This is a genomic window from Legionella jamestowniensis (genome assembly GCF_001467745.1).
Classification (GTDB): domain Bacteria; phylum Pseudomonadota; class Gammaproteobacteria; order Legionellales; family Legionellaceae; genus Tatlockia; species Tatlockia jamestowniensis.
Genome location: NZ_LNYG01000013.1, coordinates 1,202,227 through 1,222,131, shown reverse-complemented (window position 1 = coordinate 1,222,131; position 19,905 = coordinate 1,202,227). Strand labels below are relative to the sequence as shown.

Sequence of the window (19,905 nt, the reverse complement as noted above, 5' to 3'; positions counted from 1 at the left end):
TTTTTGCCGTTGTAAAACATACTAGTAGTAATTGCTAAGGAAGGAGACTGTCATGCTCGCCGCTCGTATGCACGCCTATCATAAGCCTTTAATCCTCGAAGAAGTGCCAACCCCCGGGATACAGCCAGACGAAGTACTCGTTAAAGTCACTGCAGCTGGCATGTGTCGTACTGATGTGCAGCTGCTAGATGGCTATTTTCAAAAATATGCAAATTTACCGCTGCCCTTAACACCTGGTCATGAAATTGCAGGAATCATCCGTAAAGTGGGTAGTCTCGTGCCACAAACAACCGGATTTGCAGAAGGGGATCAAGTCGTGGTTGTTGGGGGTTGGGGAGATGAAAGTTGCCGTCATTGTCATCAGGGAAACACCCAAATCTGCGCCCATGGCCGCTGGCCCGGCTTTGGTCCCTATGGGGGCTACTCTGAATTCGTGCCTGTTCCTGCAAAATATCTTATTAAGGTAGATAAACGTCTGCGTGCAGAAGAATTGGCACCATTAACTGATGCCGGTTTAACACCCTATCGCGGTATAAAAAAGCTTCGTGACGCCGGTGCCCTGGGTCCCAATCGAGTGCTTGGTGTGCTTGGTATTGGTGGCTTGGGAAGCTATGCCGTTCAGTATGCAAAACTGTTAGGTGCAGGAGCTGCGGTTGTTGCCTTTGCTCGCCATCCAGACAAGCTTGCCGTTGCCAAAGAATACGGTGCAGATTATGTTATTAGCACCAAAGGCAAGTCGGTTGACAACATACGCAATGAACTTGGCAAGCTGGTTGGACAAACTGAGCTTGATGCCGTCATTGACTGTGCAGGTGCCGAAGAAATGATTCGCATGGGCTTTGAACTTTTGTCAGTTGCTGGACACTATTCATCTGTAGGATTAGTGGGCGATAAAATTAACATACCTTTATTTCCTTTTGTGGCTCGCGAATATACTTACCATGGTTCATTTTGGGGCAATTACAATGATTTAAGTGAGGTGCTTGCCCTAGCATCACAAGGCAAGATCCGCCATAAGGTTAAACTTATTAATTTTGAGGAAATCAACGAAAACCTTGACCTGCTTCGCTCAGGGGATATTGTGGGCAGGGCAGTAATTAAATTCTAATATTTCGTAAAGGCAATACGCCTGCAGGCAGACTTTTAGTCATAATGCTTAATTTTGCCACACTCAAAAAGCAATTCTCATCTCTTAGATAGCATAAATTCCATGACACTTAAAACTACTTCATATGAACGTCTTTTCCTACCCTATAATGATTAATGGGTAAAGGATTTTTCCTCAGAGTGATTAAAGACAAACTCATTTATTAACCCAGAGTACGTCTCTATATGCGATTTATATGAGGGCAACTGTTTTACTTCTTCTGGAATAACTTGCTCATAAAATTCTACTAAATTACTTTTCTCTTCTAACTCCCCAACAAAAAAGCTCAACGGTCTTATCACTTCAAAAAATGAATGATGCCCGAGAGCAATTGTAGAAGATGCAATCAAAATAGCCAACAACTTATAGTCGTTTGTTGACAGCACGATAAGGGAGTTTATCTCGCTTATCGTTTTTCCTACGCCACCTGATGCACCAGAAATAACAGGCAAGTAATACTTCCTAAGCCATAAAGCCATCAAGCTATTTTCTTTGGGTTGATAGTACTGGCGCGATGGAAAGTGAGGAGACACAAAATAATCTTTAAGATCATTAGGAGTATCCTCTGTGGATAAGATTCCTAAATTTCGAGTTTCAATTTCATCCAAATTTTCAACTGCAACTATACCCCGGTTTCTATCTGAAAATAGGGTAGCAGGTCTCATTCTATTTAAAAGTTGCGTTTTCCCGAATTGTTTGGATTTGAATAAGGATTGTTGGACTAAAGCACTTAACGAAGGTATCTCGTTAGAGTTCTTTAACCCTTTTTCTGGTAATTTTATTGCGGGATAGGAAAGGACACGCTCAGTAAAAAATTTAGTGAACGTATCAAACACAACCAGTGATTTAGATTGCTTGAGCGCATTCATATCCTTTATATCAGGGTGGTCCTCCATTACTGTAAGAGAAGGTAGAAAACAGCATCCTATTGAACATCGCATTCTCAGAATTCCTGGCAATGACTTGTTCAAATGCTGTAAGAATCTTACTAATAAGTGGTTCGAAAATCTCAGGGTGTTCAATAAAATACTTGGCAAGATAGCTTTCAAATAAACACACTTCAATACAATTATTTTTATGATCAAATGTCATATGCGCTCAAAATTTAATTTTTATCTAAGAAGGTATTTTAACGAACTAAAAAGATAAAATAAATACACTTTGCTCAAAACAAATATGCCGCATCAGTTGAATTTTTTATGCCCTTTGGACTCATGACTTACTTTATGCTTAATTTTGCTACACTTAAAAGCAATATCCTAACTTATAACAGACTATGACAAGAATTCTTATTCTTACTTACGCACCACAACAAACATTAGGTGATCCAAGTGCTGCGGCAAAATTGCAAGCTTTATTGCAATTTGAGAATACCAACCCGGGAGAATTTACCACTAAAGTGGTTGTGCAAGTAAAAAAAGAAGATGAGGCACCTGTTCGCAATTTATTTCACGCTGGGCTAGATCATGAAATTATCCATAATTTACATGCAGAACCAGGACAGAAAAAATTGTCTGAACTGGTTTCGCTCTCCGATGTAGTTATTATCTATCCTGCGCCCCATTTTCTGACGCAGCCTGTGGCAACATTACTCGCCAATGCAAAGAAACCGGTAATTGCTTTTACAGAATATGATTATGATATCGAATATCAGCACACTAGCCAGGGTAGTGTAACCGTGGTACCAGGCTCCCTTTTTTTATCCTCCGGTATTGGCAGCAGAAGTTTAGGTATCTATATCGAGCGTTTCAACGAGCCTGCACAAATGCAGGCCACCGATTTAGCAAAACTACCCGCGGATTTGTTTTCAGCAAATAGAGAACTCTATTTTGGTTATTTTAATAAATTATTCAACTCACATACTGGCGCAACGCCAGCCCGCTTCATTGCCTTTGCAATTCTTGGTTCTAAAAAAAGAGAGCTTGATATTATTTTACCCTTGCATGTTTTACCTCAAAGCGATGTGAGCTCAGAGAGTAAAGCAGCTATTTTAGAATCGCCAATGTTTATCAAAGAATTAGAACAATTTAATCAAGTACAAATAGCCTATAGCCCTCAACCTGACAATACCATTTATTTAATATATCAAAAAAAAGGAAATACCTTTGCAGTTAGTGAAATATCGGAAGAAGAATTCGAGGCACAAAAATCGAATGCTGACAAATTAGTTCGCATTATCAATCCCTTTCCTTTGCATAAAAATTCAATGAGGGCATTGATGGAAAATTCAGAGCCCGTTAATCTCTTAACGGGTGATCAGAGTTTTTCAGAAGCGCTGTCTTTATCAAAGATAATTTTTTATCAAGCCATGGGATGGAAGAAAAGTTTTTACAACGCCTTAATTGCAGCCTCTCAAAAGTACACCACGCTTCATCAATGGTTCGGACTAGTGAATGAAAAATCCACCCCTGTAAAAACACTGGTCGATTTCTATGAAAAAAATAAAACGGCCTTGCTAACTGAAACAAAGGCATTCCAGAACGAATCGGCTGCCGATAACAATTTACTGACCAATTTTTTAAGTGTTTTACGGCATTTTCTAAAGGAAAGCCCTTATCAGCAATTTACAGGGTTTATTAGTAGTCTAAAGCAACATCCGTTGTTTTATGCTGATGAAAAGCTAAAAAAGGCTCAACGGTTTGTCTTAGGCTCAGACGCTCTAACTGAGCATGTAAACTACTATCTTGAGATTGCGGGTGATGCGCAGGAAAAACATAAGATGTTTGCCTATTTCAATACGCACATCGACTCTCTCATCACGCTTAGTGGATTTGAAAAAGTCTTACTCTATATGGATTTAAAATCTAAACATCCTCAGTTAGAGGTTACATTCAACGCCTCAATGATGATTGATTATTTAAAAAATATATTAGAGTTAAAGATGGAGATCTATGATGTTAACTATGCTCCTATCCTTGTAAAGTTGCCAGCCCAAGAAACGCCAGTGGATGCCGAAAAAGAAACATCTTCGCAAACGAGTTTGTATGAAAAAATGATTGGACTAGATCGCGCTTTAAACCCCTTCCGCATTACAGCATTTCACAAATTTACCAAAGAAGAGAAATTAGAGTTTTTAAAAGTTATTATGCGTGTGGGGGCTGTTCGATATGATACACCACAAGCCAACCACCTCTTACTTGATTTTTTAACGAGTGAAACGCACCCTCAGGTTTTACGCCAAATGCTAAAATTGCTCTTCCTTACGCCCGCTTATCAGTCAATGGATGACATGGTAATATTTAATCCCAAAGAACCTTGTATGTATTTTCTAATTAAAAAGCATCATCCTGAAATTGACCAAATGCTTTTAAATAATCCCTTAGCAATAAATCTGTTATTTGAAGAATTATTACTTACCGAGGGTTCCAATGTTACAGCAGGTAATAATACCTCCATCAATGAACTTGCCTTTAATGCTTTATTCCCTAAACCTACCATCGGGAGAGGCTTTTCCCAGTTCTTTCCGTCTCCCCAGGAATTAGAGAAAAATTTACTCCTAACCAAAGTTCTTGCTGCAGGAGAAGGCGCGTCTGAGGCGATTAAAAGCATTGTGCTGGCAAAACTGGCTAAAAACCCACATGAACTGGAACAACTTAGTAAAAATTTAGGCGATGGGGCACCTGATTATTTAAAAGAGTTTTTTAGAGAAAATGGGTTAAAAAGTACTAACTATGGATCTTCCGTATAAACCAATTTCGGCCATCGACTAATCTCGCTATAAGCATGCTGCTGACAGTATTGCCTGTTACATTTAGCATAGTCGCTATAGGGTCAATAATGACACTGATTGCGGCGACCGCAAGTAAAACAGTAGAAGGAAAACCATAGACTGCCAGTATTAATAATTCTCCTACCATCCCTCCACTTGGTATGGCCCCCATAACGGTTCCCACCAGCATTGAGACCATCATTGCAAGCAATAAAACCGGCAAACCGTTAAAATCCAGCTGGAAAATAGCAAACAAAAAAGCAATTTTAAAAACGCCACCTATTACTGATCCATCTTTGTGAATAATTGAACCTAAAGGGATTACTGTTTCAGAAATCTCGCAGGAAACACCCATGTTTTTAGTGGCAAGTAGATTAGCAGGAATACTGGCTGCACTACTGCAAGTCGCTAATGCTGTTGTCGCCGGTAAAAACAGGTTTTTCCAAAATAACTGAAACCCTTTCAGTCTAGCTGCACCATAGGCGTAAATACTAAATACAACGACAAAATAGAGTAGCGAAGATACATAGTAAATAATGGCAATACGAAAGTAATTTTCCACCAGTTTTGGCCCAAGCTCATTCACCAATACCGCAAAATAGGCAAAAAAGCCGATAGGTGCGAAATACATAATCAAGGAGATAACCCGCATAAAAAGCGACTCTCCCTCCTGCAAAAATTTGACAAAGGTTGTATCTTTTTTGTTAAGTGAGGCAAGAGCCAATCCGACCAGTATAGAAAAAACAATTAAAGCGGAAATATGTTCATGAGAAAGCAACTGACTGAAATTCGTAACGGAAAAAATACCAACAAGCTGTTCAGAAAACCCGGGTACCGACGTGTTCATAGGAGAGCTAAGCTCTATAGAGAAGCCATTCGTTAATGGAAAAATTTTTACTATCAACAGAGCATATAATGCTGCTATTAAACCAGTAACAAGAAAAACCACGATCATTCTAGAGATAATTTTTCCGAATCTCCCTAATGAGCCGGCCTTTGTAATCGCAGAGGCAATACTGAAAAAAACAAGAGGTACAATGGCGGTTAAAATTAAATTCAGAAAAATATCACCTATTGGCTTTAAAAATTTAACCTGCTCAAACGAATAACCAACAATACCTCCCAAGAGAATTGAAAGAAGTAGCATCAGTGAAAATAAATAAGAACGAAGCATATTTCGGACAAGCAATTATTAATGGGTCAAACAATAAATGTAATTGCTTACAAAGGAAAGTAATTCTTTCTTTATATTGTCACACAGTCCTTTTAGCAAATTTAAAATACGTTGAGTTTAAACGCAAATATACAGCTATTGATCTCATAGCTTCAAAAAGATACCATTTTTTTACTTTTTTTAGCATGCATGGATAAGCGTGGTGCAATTATTTTAAGGATCAGGGATGAAATTTATTCGCGGCACACTGGGGCCATTATTTTTAATTTTAGGTTGCCCTCCTTTTGCCATACTCATGTGGTATACCAACACAGCGCTACAAGGCTCTCTGCATTTACTCTGGCAAATCATCTTGAATGAGGGCTTTTTTCATACCGTTTATACTATCTGGCGTCCTGTCTTTTTTGGCTCCTCTACTGCCTGGATACTTATTTTTTCCTTTATTATTTTTGAGTTTTTATTAACCAAACTCGTGAAAGGGAAAACCTTTTATGGACCAGTGACCCCTAAAGGCAACATTCCCATTTACAAGGCCAATGGTTTTACTGTTTTTTTAATTACTGTTTTTTGTTTTTGCTTTGGTAGTTTTTATTTACAGCTTTTTTCAGCAACGATTATCTATGACAATTTTGGAGCGATTGTTGGAGCATTAAATTGCTTCAGCTTGGTTCTTTGTGCTTTCCTTTATATAAAAGGTCGATTTGCTCCCTCATCAACAGATTCAGGCACAAGTGGCAATGTCATTTTTGATTATTATTGGGGAACTGAGCTTTACCCCTCCTTGTTTGGAATTAATCTTAAAATGTTTATCAATTGCCGTTTAGGTATGATGAGTTGGGGTTTAATTTTACTTTCCTATGCAGCCAAACAGCATGTTCTTTTCGGCTTAACCAATGCCATGGTAGTTGCCGTTGCTTTGCAATTTATTTACATCACCAAATTTTTCATTTGGGAAACTGGTTATCTTGGCTCCCTTGATATTATGCATGATAGAGCAGGTTTTTATATTTGCTGGGGTTGCCTTGTGTGGGTACCTTGTATTTATACCTCACCCACCATGTATCTGGTGATGCATCCTCATTCGCTCCCCTACTGGTTCGCTGGCGGTATTTTTATTGCAGGAGCAGGAAGCATTTTAATAAATTATCTTGCCGACAGACAACGACAACGGGTACGCACCACGGCGGGAAATTGTAAGGTCTGGGGAAGGTCTCCACGTATTGTGATGGCTAGCTATTACACGGAAACAGGGGAGCAGAAACAAAATATCCTCCTAAGTTCTGGTTGGTGGGGCGTTTCACGGCACTTCCACTATTTACCAGAAATTGCGGCGGCGTTTTTCTGGTCAGTTCCTGCTTTGTTTACTCATTTCGCACCTTATTTCTACGTCTGCTTTTTATCCGTTTTACTGATCGATCGTGCTTTTAGAGATGATAAACGGTGTGCTAAAAAATACGGTGCTTATTGGCAAACTTACTGTCAACTAGTGCCTTATAAGATTATCCCTTATGTGTTTTAACTAAATGAGAATTAGAATGATTATTGAAAAAGTGACACAGGATAGTTTTGAAAATCAATTACAAACACGCATCCCTCAACCTGATAACCCTAGTTGTTCGCAAAAGCTTTTAGAGGGATGCTCCTTAATTAGACGCAAAAGAAGACCGTCCTATAAAGAGTCTTTCCATAGACGTTGTTTTTGCTCTTTCGTCAGTTTAATTTTTAAACGCCATCCGCCTTCTCTTTCCTCTTTCTCATCGATAACCGCATCTATTTCATAAAGCGCAGCTCTCAGCTTGGCTTCTGCAGGGGCTAATAAAACTTCTTCCTCGATAATCGCGCCTTGAAGTTGGACTGCAATGGCTTGCCGCAACAGATTTAATCCTGCACCGGTTTTTGCAGAAATCCACACTTTAATTCCTTCTTCTTGCTGGTCAATTTTAGCTTCCCAATTCCCTTGTTGATCTATTTTGTTAAAAATTTGGAGCATAGGAATATCTTTAACACCAAGCTCATCTAATACTTGTTCTACAGCAAACACACTATCCCGCCAATGCGGATCGGAAACATCAATAACATGCAGTAATAAATCTGCTTCCTGCGTCTCTTCAAGGGTCGCTCGGAAAGCTTCTATCAATTGGTGAGGGAGGTCACGGATAAAACCAACCGTATCGGTTAAAATTATCGAAGCTGCGCCGGGTAGCTCCACTTTACGCATCGTCGGATCAAGTGTCGCAAATAATTGATTGGCTGCGTAAATACTTTCTCCGGTTAAGGCATTAAAAAGCGTTGATTTCCCAGCGTTTGTGTATCCCACTAAAGATACTGTCGGCAATGCTGCTTTTTGACGGGCACGACGATTCTGATCTCGACTGCGTCTTACTTTTTCCAGCCGCTTATTAATGGATTTAATCCGCTCACGTAACAACCGTCTATCTGTTTCTAACTGGGTTTCTCCAGGCCCCCGCAAGCCAATTCCCCCTTTTTGCCTTTCAAGGTGGGTCCATCCGCGAACCAGGCGGGTCGATAAATGCTGCAACTGCGCAAGCTCTACTTGTAACTTTCCTTCGAAAGTGCGAGCTCGTTGGGCAAAAATATCAAGAATCAAACCACTGCGATCCACAACGCGACATTCTAATAGTCGTTCCAGATTTCGTTCCTGAGAGGGAGAAAGCTCGTGATTGACTAGCACCAGCTCTGCTTGATGAGCCAGTACTTGGTGTTTAATTTCTTCTGCTTTCCCTAATCCAACATAATATTTTGCTTCAGGAGTAGAACGTGCACCTTCTACGCAAGCCATAACTTCCGCTTGTGCCGATACTGCCAACTCTTTAAACTCAGCCATCGCTCTTGCAGTATCTATGCCGGGTAGTGCCAATTGTACCAGGATGGCACGTTCTCCTCCTTGTGGTCGTTCAAACAAGGCTTAATGTCCGCTTAAAATTAAAACAGCTAGTCTGCCACATTTCCTTCTTCATCACCAGCGGGTATTTTAACCAAGCGTGAAGGTACAACAGTGGAAATTGCATGCTTGTAAACCATTTGCGTAACGGAGTTCTTTAACATCACCACGTACTGATCGAAAGAATCCACTATGCCATGTAATTTTATTCCATTCACTAGAAACACAGAGACAGGAATTTTCTCCTTCCTCAATTCGTTTAAGAAAGGGTCTTGCAAGAGATGATTTTTTGACATTGCCCACTCCTTATTATTATTGTATTCAGGCAACCACTCACGAATGTTGTCGTCTGTAAAAAAAAAAACTTAAGTGTTCTTAAAAAATATTTTTCCGCTTTTAAAGTATTTAATTACCTATTCCGTTTCGCGCTTGCAATCATGACCACTCTCGCCATCATTTTTTTAAATAGGCTAAACTGCTCCGTGCAGAGGTATTAAAAATCAGGTTGTTGCATCCTATTCGATTTCGTTACTATAGAAGGGCCTGTATCAAAAATTATTGACCACCCGGTCTATTGTCAAGGGCTAGCATACTATTCCACACTCTTTACAAGCTGTTTATTCAAAGGAGCAAGGCATTTAAACAGTGGAAACCACCAGAGAGAGCTGGGGAAAACGGCAATTGGCTATTCAACCACAGGCAATTAATATGGAGATTAACATGAAATACTCACTGCAAGAATTAGTTTCAATGGAAAATCCTTATGAGTTACTGATTACTAAAGATAACGGGACGTCATTAAACGAAAGTTCAGAAGCTATTCAACAACTCAGTGTTAAACAACGAACCGCTCTAGTAACCACAATTATCCTGCAATGTCCAACGGATGGTTTCAGCAAATTAAATGCAATGGTTCATCGCACACTTTGTCCTGAAAAATTTGCGGGCGCAGTGGAACGTGCCTGTATTTTGAATCGATTAATTACTAAGCTGCATGGTGACACACCACATCTGGTTTTTAGCAATCCTGAATTTGATGTCTCCTTATTTCATGAGTTCGCCGATTTAGTTGATCATTTAATCCCCGATAGAAAAGCGTTTTCTGAAAAGCTAGCCGCTTCTGCGCCACAAGAACAGCACTCAAAAATTGCCAGGCAGCTTCATGAAATATTTTCTGTCACATTAGCTAAAACGGATAATAAGGAAATTCAATTCGGGGCTATTATCGAAGAAAAATCTTTATCTGCCCCTGGGCGGAATAGTTTGTTTACACCTTCCACATCTCAAGAAAAACAGGCAACCCAAACACTAACTACTAACAATATTTATAATTAATCTTTGCGCACGCCTTATGGGCGTGCGCATTTTGTACTAGATGCTAGCATTCTAAGAGAATGCTTCTGCATCTTTGAGATATTTCTTACACTGTATACATCGAATTCCTTCATGACAGTTTGTACAAAGGATATATACTGAATACATAAAGGATGACAAGGATTGTCTGACAGGAAGTCAAACTAAGGGACCAGCACAATGGATGTGCTTTGCCGCAAGGATGCGGCTTTTAATTTTACCTACAAAATCTGTTGGGTGAGTTCTGTTGGCAATGACCACATCAATTTGATCTTTCCCACGCATATTATTTATTTTCCATGTATTTATTTAATGCAAACTTAAGTTCAGGATCGGCTTCACTGACAAGATCATTCTCATTATTAACAGAAGCATCAAAGGTAAAATTATAGCGTACTCGCACTTTAGTTTTATCACTAAAACTATTTTTATCGACTGATTGATAGTGCTTGGATTTAAAAAATGTCGTTAGTTTTTGATCACAACCTATTGGAAGGAAAAAACCATTGATGGTGCATTGGCTGCTAGCATTGTGGACTCCTTTTTCTTGACAGGGTGAATGGCTTAAAAATACATCGATAGTTTGAATCTTTTGCCTTGGAAATGCTGCTTTATATTTTTCAACACTTCTGGAAAAATTTCTGATTAGATTCTCTTCTGCATGTTGACCTCTTTCCGGAAATAAAGATGGGACGCCTGCGCTAACCATGAATTTAAAAAGTCTTTCTATCCTCCCTTGATCAATGCCCCCTTTATCACCTTCTCCAACTAATTCATTGTGCACTTTCATTTTATTAAATGCTTGAATTTTTGTGGCCATCTCTGCACTAGGATTGCTGCGAAAAACAAAATAAGCGTTGCCGTTTAAACTTAAGATAGCAAATACTTCTCTTGGCCTACGTTTAAATGCAGAAGCCGCTTGCGATAATGTTTTATATATTTTCATTTTATATGTACAATCAGCCTTAAAATCACTTATTGTAAATATATTTTATTAAGAAAGTATTAAATTTATTCGAATTGAAAATTTATTTATCTTGATATAAACAATGAAGTTATTTTCAATGTTGATTACCTTATTGAATTTATAATTTGAACATAGCGATAATCTATAGATATCTAATCATGCTTTTTAATTGAATACGTTCAATATCGTAAATTGTGCTTTTAAGACACTCCTTCAAGCAAGTATGCTTGAAGGAGTAAAGAAAGGTTTGATTACAAAGATTAACTCGGTGGCTTCTTAGAACAATTTGTTGTTAAATATCAATGTTTTCAGCTTCCAGCGCATTCGTTTCGATAAACTCACGTCTTGGTTCAACTTGATCACCCATTAAAGTAGTGAAGATTTCATCTGCAGCCACAGCATCTTCAATACTAACCTGAAGCATACGTCTTACTTCAGGATCCATGGTTGTTTCCCAAAGCTGTTCAGGGTTCATCTCTCCAAGGCCTTTATAACGTTGAATTGACTGACCACGCTTCGCTTCTTCCATTAACCAAGTAAGGGCTTGTTCAAAAGACTCTACCTCCTGATTTCTCTCACCGCGTTTTATAACAGCGCCCTCCTCTACCAGAGTAGCTAATTTAGAGCCGAGACTAGTTAGCTCCCTATAATCTTTAGAAAAGAAAAACTCGGCATTCAATAGAATTGGGGCTTCCATTCCATGCTGGGTAATAATTACTTGCGGTAAATAATGATCAGTCTCTTGATGATGAATGACATTCACTTTGTATTGTTGTGTTTTACTCTCAAGTTGCTGCAGGCTTAAATGAAGTTGGTTTGCCCAAGCATTAATTTTGTCGTAATGATTAAAATCATCATTATGGAGCATAGGTAAATATATCATACGCCGCAAAATATCCGTGTTATAACGTCTCGCATGCCGTTTTAATATTTTTTCAACCCGTCGATATTTTAATACTAAATCTTCCAAAGCAATGGGGGCTATGGCCGGTAATCCGTTACCTGGATAAAATTCAGCGCCATCTAATGCTGCTTGGGTTAAGTATTCGTATAACGCTTCGTCATCTTTTACATATTGCTCTTGTTTACCTCGTTTTACTTTATACAAGGGAGGCTGTGCAATATAAATATATCCGCGCTCAATGAGTTCAGGTGCTTGTCGATAGAAAAAGGTCAACAATAAGGTACGAATATGCGAACCATCGACATCCGCATCTGTCATAATAATAATGCGATGATAACGAATTTTATCAGGATCATATTCATCAGGCCCAATACCGCATCCAAGAGCCGTGATTAAAGTAGCGACTTCTTGTGAGGAAAGCATTTTATCAAAGCGCGCCTTTTCAACATTAAGGATCTTACCTTTAAGAGGCAGAATAGCTTGGAAGCGTCGGTCACGCCCCTGTTTCGCAGAGCCACCTGCTGAATCTCCCTCAACGATGTAAAGTTCAGAATGCGCAGGATCTTTTTCTTGACAATCCGCCAACTTACCAGGCAAACCGGCAATATCTAATGCCCCTTTACGGCGTGTCATTTCTCGAGCACGGCGTGCAGCCTCCCGTGCACGTGCGGCATCAATGATTTTACCAACAATCGATTTGGCAATAGCAGGATTCTCTAAAAGAAAATCATTCAATTTTTCAGCTACCAGGGATTCAACAGCTGCCTTGACTTCAGAAGAAACCAGTTTGTCTTTAGTCTGTGATGAAAATTTTGGATCCGGTACTTTAACGGATAAAACGGCAGTTAAACCCTCTCTTGCATCATCGCCTGTCGTTACGATTTTGGCCTTTTTGGCAAATCCTTCATTCTCAATGTAAGTATTCAAGGTTCGAGTAAGCGCAGCTCTAAATCCGGCTAAATGAGTTCCTCCATCGCGTTGGGGAATATTGTTGGTAAAACAAAAAATGGTTTCCTGGAATGAGTCATTCCATTGCATGGCTAGTTCAACACTTATGTTTTCCTTCTCACCAGTCAGGGTAAATACTAAAGGCATTATGGGGGTTTTATTGCGATTTAAATGTTCTACAAAAGCCTGGATACCCCCTTCATAGCGAAAAGTATCGCGCTTTTGTGTTCTTTCATCATAAAGATGAATACATACACCTGAATTGAGAAAAGAAAGTTCCCTTAGACGTTTTGCTAAAATATCGTAATGAAATTCAATGTTGGTAAAGGTATTAGCACTTGGCTTGAACCAAACTTGTGTTCCTGTCGAGGTTGCATCCCCTGTTACGGCTAATGGAGCGTCTGGAACCCCATTTCGATAATGCTGTTCATACACCTTGCCATTGCGACGAATTAACAGATGGAGTTCTTCAGAAAGGGCATTCACAACTGAAACCCCTACACCATGTAAGCCACCCGATACTTTGTAAGAATTGTCATCAAATTTACCACCAGCATGCAAGACCGTCATAATCACTTCAGCTGCCGAACGACCTTCTTCCTTATGGATATCTACAGGGATACCCCTACCATCGTCTTTAACAGTAATTGACTCATCACCATGAATGGTGACTTGAATTTCGGTGCAATATCCTGCCAATGCTTCGTCGATGGAATTGTCGACTACTTCAAATACCATATGATGCAAACCAGTCCCATCGTCAGTATCTCCAATATACATTCCCGGACGTTTTCTTACCGCATCCAATCCCTTCAATACTTTAATATTCGACGAATCATAACTGGCGTCAACGCTCATAAGAGTCCTCTTTGACTATATAGGTACTAAATCACTTATTGTACCACAGCCCGGACTTTTTTACAGGATTGTAAAAATTTAAGCCCTGATTTTCCTTAACAAAAAGGAAAGAATTTATGTGGGTTATTACGATCAAAATGCAATTTGAAAGATTTTAGGAGGTTAAGAATACACCCAGTGGTTTTGTGAAGTGAGCGCAACTCTCGATGTCTTTGCGAAACTAATTTTACTTGTGTAAGAAAAGGATGTTTCACGTGAAACATTTATCATTCAGTAACCTTACCTTCCAGCACTGAAAATAATTTTATATCTTTTGAAGTTTGGAAATAATCATCAAGAGGTTGCGTAGAAGTAATAAAAAACTGGCCGTTTACTGTAAGAAAAAAATGTAATAAACGTTCAACATGTCCCTTATCAAGTTCTGAAGCCAAATCATCGCACAAATAAATACATGACTTGGGTGTTAAATTGGCTTGGGCAAGTTTTAAAGCGAACAGCAAAATTTTTTGTTGCCCACGTGATAAATATTGTTTGGCCGTGAAATCTTCACTCGCCACGAATAAATCCGCCTGATGGGGTCCATAATGGGTAAATTGACGAAGTATATCCTTTTGGTAACTTTCTGCGAGAATTGTTGCAAGTGATTTTCCATTATCCCGCTTGTCCCAGCCTTTATAGTAATTGAGTGAACAATGAAAATTACTAAGTTGCATGAGAGTTTTTTCAAATTCAGGGCGTAATTGTAAGAAATACTGTTCTCTCGCTTGATGTAACCGAGAAGCAAGTTCATCAAGGATACTATTCCATGGTTCAAGATCTTTAGGGGACGCCTTTTGTTTTAAAAGATAATTGCGTTGTTTCAACGCTCTTTTATAGTCTTTCCACAAAAAATGGTAATCCTGTTTCACGTGAAACAACCCCCAATCCAACACGGTTCGGCGAATGGCGGGACCAGCATCAATTATTTGAAAAATATCCTGATAAAATACCTGACACGGTAGAAAATGAGCAAGCTCACTACTACTTTGACATGTCAATTTATTGATGCGTACGAGAGTAGGGGAATGGACAGATTTTTGAATACTAATACTCTGCTCATCAAGCGTGCGAGAAAAAACGGTCATCGTTTCTTCGCCTTGACTGATCAGGGGTAATATTTCCCGCGTTCGAAAGGAATGACCACTCCCTAGTAAATAAATTGCCTCTAACACAGAAGTCTTACCGCTACCATTAACACCAGAGAAAAGATTAATGTGTGGATGGAAATCTAAACGGGCAGACTTAATATTACGGAGATGATGAATTTGTAATTGAGCTAGGCTCATAATTTCATTGGCATAATAATATATTGATAATGCTCATCTTGAACTGATTCAACCAAAATACTACTATCAGTAGTAGACATGGATAAACGTATTAACCCTTCGCTAAGAAAGTTTAATACGTCCAACAAATAACTGGCATTAATACCAATTTTTATTTCGTTGCCATCCGTGTGGGCTTCGAGGCCTTCTGTTGCCTCTTCTTGCTCCTGGTTATTAGCAATTAAAGTAAGTGAGCCAGGTTGCATATGTAAAATGACAGCACGGGATTTCTCATGAGCGAGAATAACAATGCGTGCTAGGGCGCGTTTGAGTAAGTCACGATCAATGAGAACAAATTTATCTTGCTGCTTAGGAATGGCCTTCGTGTAGGGTGGGAAACGGGCTTCAATTAATTTAGACTGAAAAGTATATTTTTGTGTCGAAAGTTTAAAGTGACCCTTGCCTGCAAAAACAACTATTTGCTCGTCATCAATATTGCTTAATAACCTCAACATTTCCTGCACGCCCTTTCTAGGAATGAGAAAACGATGATGGGAATTAACCAACCCTGAATTCAATTTACACACTGCCATGCGATGACCATCGGTAGCCACTGCAGTAAAGACTTGTCCATCTAATTCAAATAATAAGCCATTTAAAAAAACACGAACATCATGTTGAGACATGGCAAAATGAGTCGATTGCAACAAATGAATAAGTTCTGTCCTGGCAATTGTAAATTCCACTTCGCTTAATTCATCTTCACTCGCAGGAAAATCTTCTGCCGGCAGAGTGGCTAATTTAAATTTACTACGTCCAGCACCAATAACCACTGTATTCGCACTTAACGTGATGGTAGGTGTAGCATCGTCATCAAGGGAGCGAATAATATCAATAAATTTTTTAGCAGGCACCGTTATTTTGCCGGCAGAATGACTGGCATCACAAGTAATACGGGCAGTAATTTCCATCTCTAAGTCAGTAGCGGTAAGCAATAACTGATTATCCTCAAGACAAAGTAGAATATTTGATAAAATAGCCAATGATTGCTTTTTATCAACGGCCCCAGCTACAGTTAATAAGGGTGTGAGGAGTTGGTCTTTGGCGAGTGTCAAGTCAAACATAGCTTATCCAAATTAAGACGTTAAAGTGCGCATTAAATTTTTATAATCTTCAGCGAAATCATTCTCATCCTGCACCAGCTCTTTTACTTTACGACAGGCATGAATGACAGTTGTATGATCACGCCCACCGAAATGATCACCAATTTCCGGTAAACTGTGATTGGTCAACTCTTTAGCTAATGCCATAGCCATTTGTCGAGGGCGGGCTATCGAGCGACTACGTCGCTTTGATAGTAAATCAGCAACCTTAACCTTATAGTATTCAGCAACTGTTTTTTGAATATTCTCTATGGTTACTAATTTATCTTGTAAAGCCAGAAGGTCACGTAAAGCCTCATGGACAAAATCAATTGTAATAGGTTTGCCTGTGAAATGAGCGTTTGCAATTACCCGTCGCAATGCCCCCTCTAACTCACGTACATTGGAACGAATCCTTTTGGCAATAAAAAAGGCAACCTCATAAGGAAGTTCAATATTAGATTGCTCCGCCTTGCTCATTAAAATTGCAACGCGTGTTTCTAGTTCAGGAGGTTCCACAGCGACAGTAAGCCCCCAGCCGAAACGCGACTTAAGACGCTCCTCCATGCCCTCAATTTCTTTAGGGTAACGATCACTTGTAAGGATAATCTGCTGCTGGCCTTCGAGTAAGGCATTGAAAGTATGGAAAAATTCCTCCTGAGAGCGATCCTTTCCAGCAAAAAACTGGATATCATCAATCAATAAAGCGTTTAAAGAACGATAGAATCTTTTAAACTCATTAATTGAATTTGTTTGTAAAGCCTTCACCATATCAGCAACAAATCGTTCAGAATGAAGATAAAGAACTTTTGCTTCGGGGTTGTTTTTTAATATGGTATTACCAATAGCATGCATTAAGTGGGTTTTACCCAAACCAACACCACCATAGATAAAAAGAGGATTATAAGCTTCACCAGGTCGCTCAGCAACTTGCAATGAAGCAGCCCTGGCAAGCTGGTTAGAATTTCCTTCCACGAAACTATCAAAAAGAAACTTCTTGTTAAGATAACTATTTTTATAATCAGCTGCTTTCTTCGCTACTACCTTGCTAGTTGCTTGTATCTTTGCAGGTTGCTGTTCAATAGGGGCGGTGGAAACTGCTTTAGAACCAATTTCAATACTAACCGATGAAATAAGGCCACCACCAAATTGACTTACCAATTCCTTTATTCTGGAATAAAAATTCTTTTTTACCCAATCCACAACAAATCGATTTGGCGCTAGCAAAACTAAATTAGCATCATGAAATTCAGCCTGCAAGGGACGCAACCATGTATTGAATTGTTGGGGAGGGTATTCCTCTTTTAAAAAACTTAAGCATTTCTGCCAAAGATTCGCAGACACAGATACTCCTCGTGATCTATAAGGCTAAACTCAGACAATGCATCAATAATATTGCCATTGAATCAACCCAGGCAGCAAGAGAAATCATTTGCCATGGGGAATTCCTTGCTACTCCTTGCTATCCTATTCACCATCTTACAGCAAACAGGCAGTCAATATCCTTTAAAAAGCATTGTAGACAAATAAGAGATTATACTAAGCCCTGTGGAAAAAAACAGAGTTATCCACAGTTTAAAATGGAATATCCATAAAAAATTGGAAATAACCCACATTTTATTGAAAGCCAAGTAAATCATTAAAAACTGATTTGTTGAAGTCATACAAAGGAACTTGCAATAAAAATTCACTCACATTGTGCTTCACAACATCTTCAAAAGAGGAGCGGAGATTAAACACTTTGCGTTGACGCTCAGAACTAGTCCCTGACGTCATCATTGCTTTTAACGTAGCGAAGTAAACATGATAATTAAGCTCCTCAATATAAGGCGTTAATTTTTCAAGCCATTCGTCAATGTCTTCTCGCATGAATTTTGTTTTTCCTTCAGGGTTCATTAGTAATTCCGCATCCAAGCCATAGCGAATGGCACGCCATTTATTTTCACGAGAAAGCCAAAAGGGTGGATAAGCAACTGACTCCAACCAACTACCATTGTCTTTAAACCAATGAGCAAGTGTGTGTATCAGAGCAACCAAAGCCATGGTTTCTGCAAGTGTTGCAGTACCATCACAAACTCGAATTTCCAAAGTCCCAAACTGAGGACTGGGGCGTAAATCCCACCATAAATCCTTAAGGGATTTAATGGAGCCACACGCTTTTAATGTTTTATATAACTGCTCAAAATCCTGCCAGGAGCAGACATTATAAGGTTGACCAGCTGTAGGTAAGGATTCATAAGTAGTAGGACGACAAGCAGCAAGCCCTGTATCAATTCCTTGCCAAAAAGGTGAACTGGAAGATAATGCAAGTAAGTGAGGTAAGAAGTACATAAAAAAATTGTTATAGCGAATACACTCCTCCCCACTTGACATCCCCAAATGGACATGTAAACCATATACACTCATCCGGCGAGTTAGCCATTGGTTTCTATCGATTAAATCCTGATAGCGGGCTGTAGGTGAAATTACCCAATCAGAATACTTGGAAAAAGGGTGTGTACCGGTAGTTGAAAATAAAATACCTAACTCTTTCGTTGAAGACTGCAACTCGGACAACGTCAGAAATAGATCCCTTTCGGCTTGCTGCACATCATTACATATATCCGTATTAACCTCTATTGTACTTAAATAAAATTCCGGTTTAACTTTCTGTAAATGAATGGTGGCTTCAAGGATTTCCTCGGCCCGGGAACATAAATTATAGGTTTCCGCATTAATTAATTGAAGTTCTAACTCGACCCCCAATGTTAACAAGCCGTTACTTTTAAAAAGCGTCTCACTATTTTCTGTTGACTCAGAAACTGAAGTATTGGACATATTATTCTCCTACCTTTTATTAACCAGGAATTGCTTGTTGTTCCTAGCCTCGAAGGTTATTTTTTTATTCCTTCCTCCTATTAGCAGATGAAATAGTTAGATACAATTTAATACAGGAATAAATTTTTTATTGAAATATTTCGTATACAAAATGTTTTTGATACTAACTTATTTCAAAAAGTCATTTCAACTCTTAACTTTTATGAATATCCATGAACAACACCGAAAAAGGCGCTATTGAAGAGCAAAGCCTTGCCTCATCTGAATCCAAATGTCGTTCCCTCGCAAACTCAATCAATCTATTGGGGAATCTCTAAAAAAATTTATAAGTTATAGCTTTAATGCAGAATTAAATACCCATATAAACATGTTTTTATTTGCTCAGAGCTAAACCGGGGATAAGTTAAAGAAAATCCTGGGATAAACATGAGCAAATCTCAGTCAGTACTTAAAATAATGAATGTTTTAACCATGCCATTAAGAATAAAAAAGCAGTTTATTAACAGCCTACATAAGACATAACCACTTGATTTTATTTTATTTATGTTAAATAACCACAGTAATTAGGATGCTTATAATAAGAATAAGAAAATTATCTATTTATTTTATTTTTATTGGTGCCCTACTTAAAGTTCTGATCAAATTCATTTCCCAGGTCTACCATATTTAATAAGTGTACT

Annotated in this window: 15 protein-coding genes; 4 read left to right on the top strand and 11 right to left on the bottom strand. The window is 38.9% G+C overall.

Annotated features, from left to right (window positions below; genetic code table 11):
• The first annotated feature begins 52 nt into the window (after positions 1-52).
• The gene (locus tag Ljam_RS09650) at positions 53-1,108 is read left to right on the top strand and encodes an NAD(P)-dependent alcohol dehydrogenase (RefSeq protein WP_058449827.1); all 1,056 of its coding nucleotides are present in this window, start codon (positions 53-55) and stop codon (positions 1,106-1,108) included.
• Between the two features lie 152 nt (positions 1,109-1,260).
• Here the strand turns inward: Ljam_RS09650 and Ljam_RS09645 are convergent, their stop codons facing one another.
• A complete protein-coding gene (locus tag Ljam_RS09645; RefSeq protein ID WP_143093504.1) occupies positions 1,261-2,088 on the bottom strand; it encodes a hypothetical protein in 828 nt (275 codons plus the stop codon).
• 335 nt (positions 2,089-2,423) lie between these two features.
• Here Ljam_RS09645 and Ljam_RS09635 point away from each other — a divergent pair, with 335 nt between their 5' ends.
• A complete protein-coding gene (locus Ljam_RS09635) occupies positions 2,424-4,835 on the top strand; it encodes a hypothetical protein (protein WP_058449824.1) in 2,412 nt (803 codons plus the stop codon).
• On the opposite strand, the gene Ljam_RS09630 is transcribed toward Ljam_RS09635, so the two are convergent.
• Positions 4,813-6,030 carry a dicarboxylate/amino acid:cation symporter gene (locus Ljam_RS09630; RefSeq protein WP_058449823.1) on the bottom strand — a complete coding sequence of 406 codons (1,218 nt, stop codon included), beginning with the start codon at positions 6,028-6,030 and terminating at the stop codon, positions 4,813-4,815. The genes Ljam_RS09635 and Ljam_RS09630 overlap by 23 nt on opposite strands.
• Before the next feature lie 226 nt (positions 6,031-6,256).
• Here Ljam_RS09630 and Ljam_RS09625 point away from each other — a divergent pair, with 226 nt between their 5' ends.
• Entirely contained in the window at positions 6,257-7,549 is a 1,293-nt protein-coding gene (locus Ljam_RS09625) for a phosphatidylethanolamine N-methyltransferase family domain-containing protein (RefSeq protein ID WP_058449822.1), read from the top strand.
• 150 nt (positions 7,550-7,699) lie between these two features.
• On the opposite strand, the gene hflX is transcribed toward Ljam_RS09625, so the two are convergent.
• Together hflX and hfq are read right to left on the bottom strand one after the other, a co-directional pair.
• Positions 7,700-8,953 (bottom strand): ribosome rescue GTPase HflX, encoded by a 1,254-nt coding sequence (gene hflX / locus Ljam_RS09620; RefSeq protein ID WP_058449821.1) that lies wholly within the window; start codon positions 8,951-8,953, stop codon positions 7,700-7,702.
• Positions 8,954-8,982: 29 nt separating this feature from the next.
• On the bottom strand, positions 8,983-9,228 hold the full coding sequence (gene hfq, locus Ljam_RS09615; protein ID WP_058449820.1) for an RNA chaperone Hfq: 246 nt from the start codon (positions 9,226-9,228) through the stop codon (positions 8,983-8,985).
• A 424-nt stretch (positions 9,229-9,652) separates the two neighbouring features.
• Between hfq and Ljam_RS09610 the strand changes: the two genes are divergently transcribed.
• Positions 9,653-10,267 (top strand): hypothetical protein, encoded by a 615-nt coding sequence (locus Ljam_RS09610; RefSeq protein ID WP_131762233.1) that lies wholly within the window; start codon positions 9,653-9,655, stop codon positions 10,265-10,267.
• 177 nt (positions 10,268-10,444) lie between these two features.
• On the opposite strand, the gene Ljam_RS15600 is transcribed toward Ljam_RS09610, so the two are convergent.
• From Ljam_RS15600 to Ljam_RS09580, 7 genes are all read right to left on the bottom strand, one after another.
• Complete coding sequence (locus tag Ljam_RS15600; RefSeq protein ID WP_255305090.1) at positions 10,445-10,570, bottom strand: hypothetical protein; 126 nt, start codon at positions 10,568-10,570, stop codon at positions 10,445-10,447.
• A 1-nt stretch (position 10,571) separates the two neighbouring features.
• A complete protein-coding gene (locus tag Ljam_RS09605) occupies positions 10,572-11,231 on the bottom strand; it encodes a hypothetical protein (RefSeq protein ID WP_058449818.1) in 660 nt (219 codons plus the stop codon).
• Positions 11,232-11,544: 313 nt separating this feature from the next.
• The gene (gene gyrB, locus Ljam_RS09600; RefSeq protein WP_058449817.1) at positions 11,545-13,962 is read right to left on the bottom strand and encodes a DNA topoisomerase (ATP-hydrolyzing) subunit B; all 2,418 of its coding nucleotides are present in this window, start codon (positions 13,960-13,962) and stop codon (positions 11,545-11,547) included.
• 266 nt (positions 13,963-14,228) lie between these two features.
• The gene (gene recF / locus Ljam_RS09595; protein ID WP_058449816.1) at positions 14,229-15,287 is read right to left on the bottom strand and encodes a DNA replication/repair protein RecF; all 1,059 of its coding nucleotides are present in this window, start codon (positions 15,285-15,287) and stop codon (positions 14,229-14,231) included.
• On the bottom strand, positions 15,284-16,390 hold the full coding sequence (dnaN, locus tag Ljam_RS09590) for a DNA polymerase III subunit beta (RefSeq protein ID WP_058449815.1): 1,107 nt from the start codon (positions 16,388-16,390) through the stop codon (positions 15,284-15,286). Before dnaN ends, recF begins: the two co-directional genes overlap by 4 nt.
• 12 nt (positions 16,391-16,402) lie before the next feature.
• The gene (gene dnaA, locus Ljam_RS09585; protein WP_058449814.1) at positions 16,403-17,752 is read right to left on the bottom strand and encodes a chromosomal replication initiator protein DnaA; all 1,350 of its coding nucleotides are present in this window, start codon (positions 17,750-17,752) and stop codon (positions 16,403-16,405) included.
• Between the two features lie 273 nt (positions 17,753-18,025).
• Positions 18,026-19,225: a carboxylate-amine ligase gene (locus Ljam_RS09580; protein WP_058449813.1), complete on the bottom strand. Its 1,200-nt coding sequence runs from the start codon at positions 19,223-19,225 to the stop codon at positions 18,026-18,028.
• Positions 19,226-19,905 lie beyond the last annotated feature (680 nt).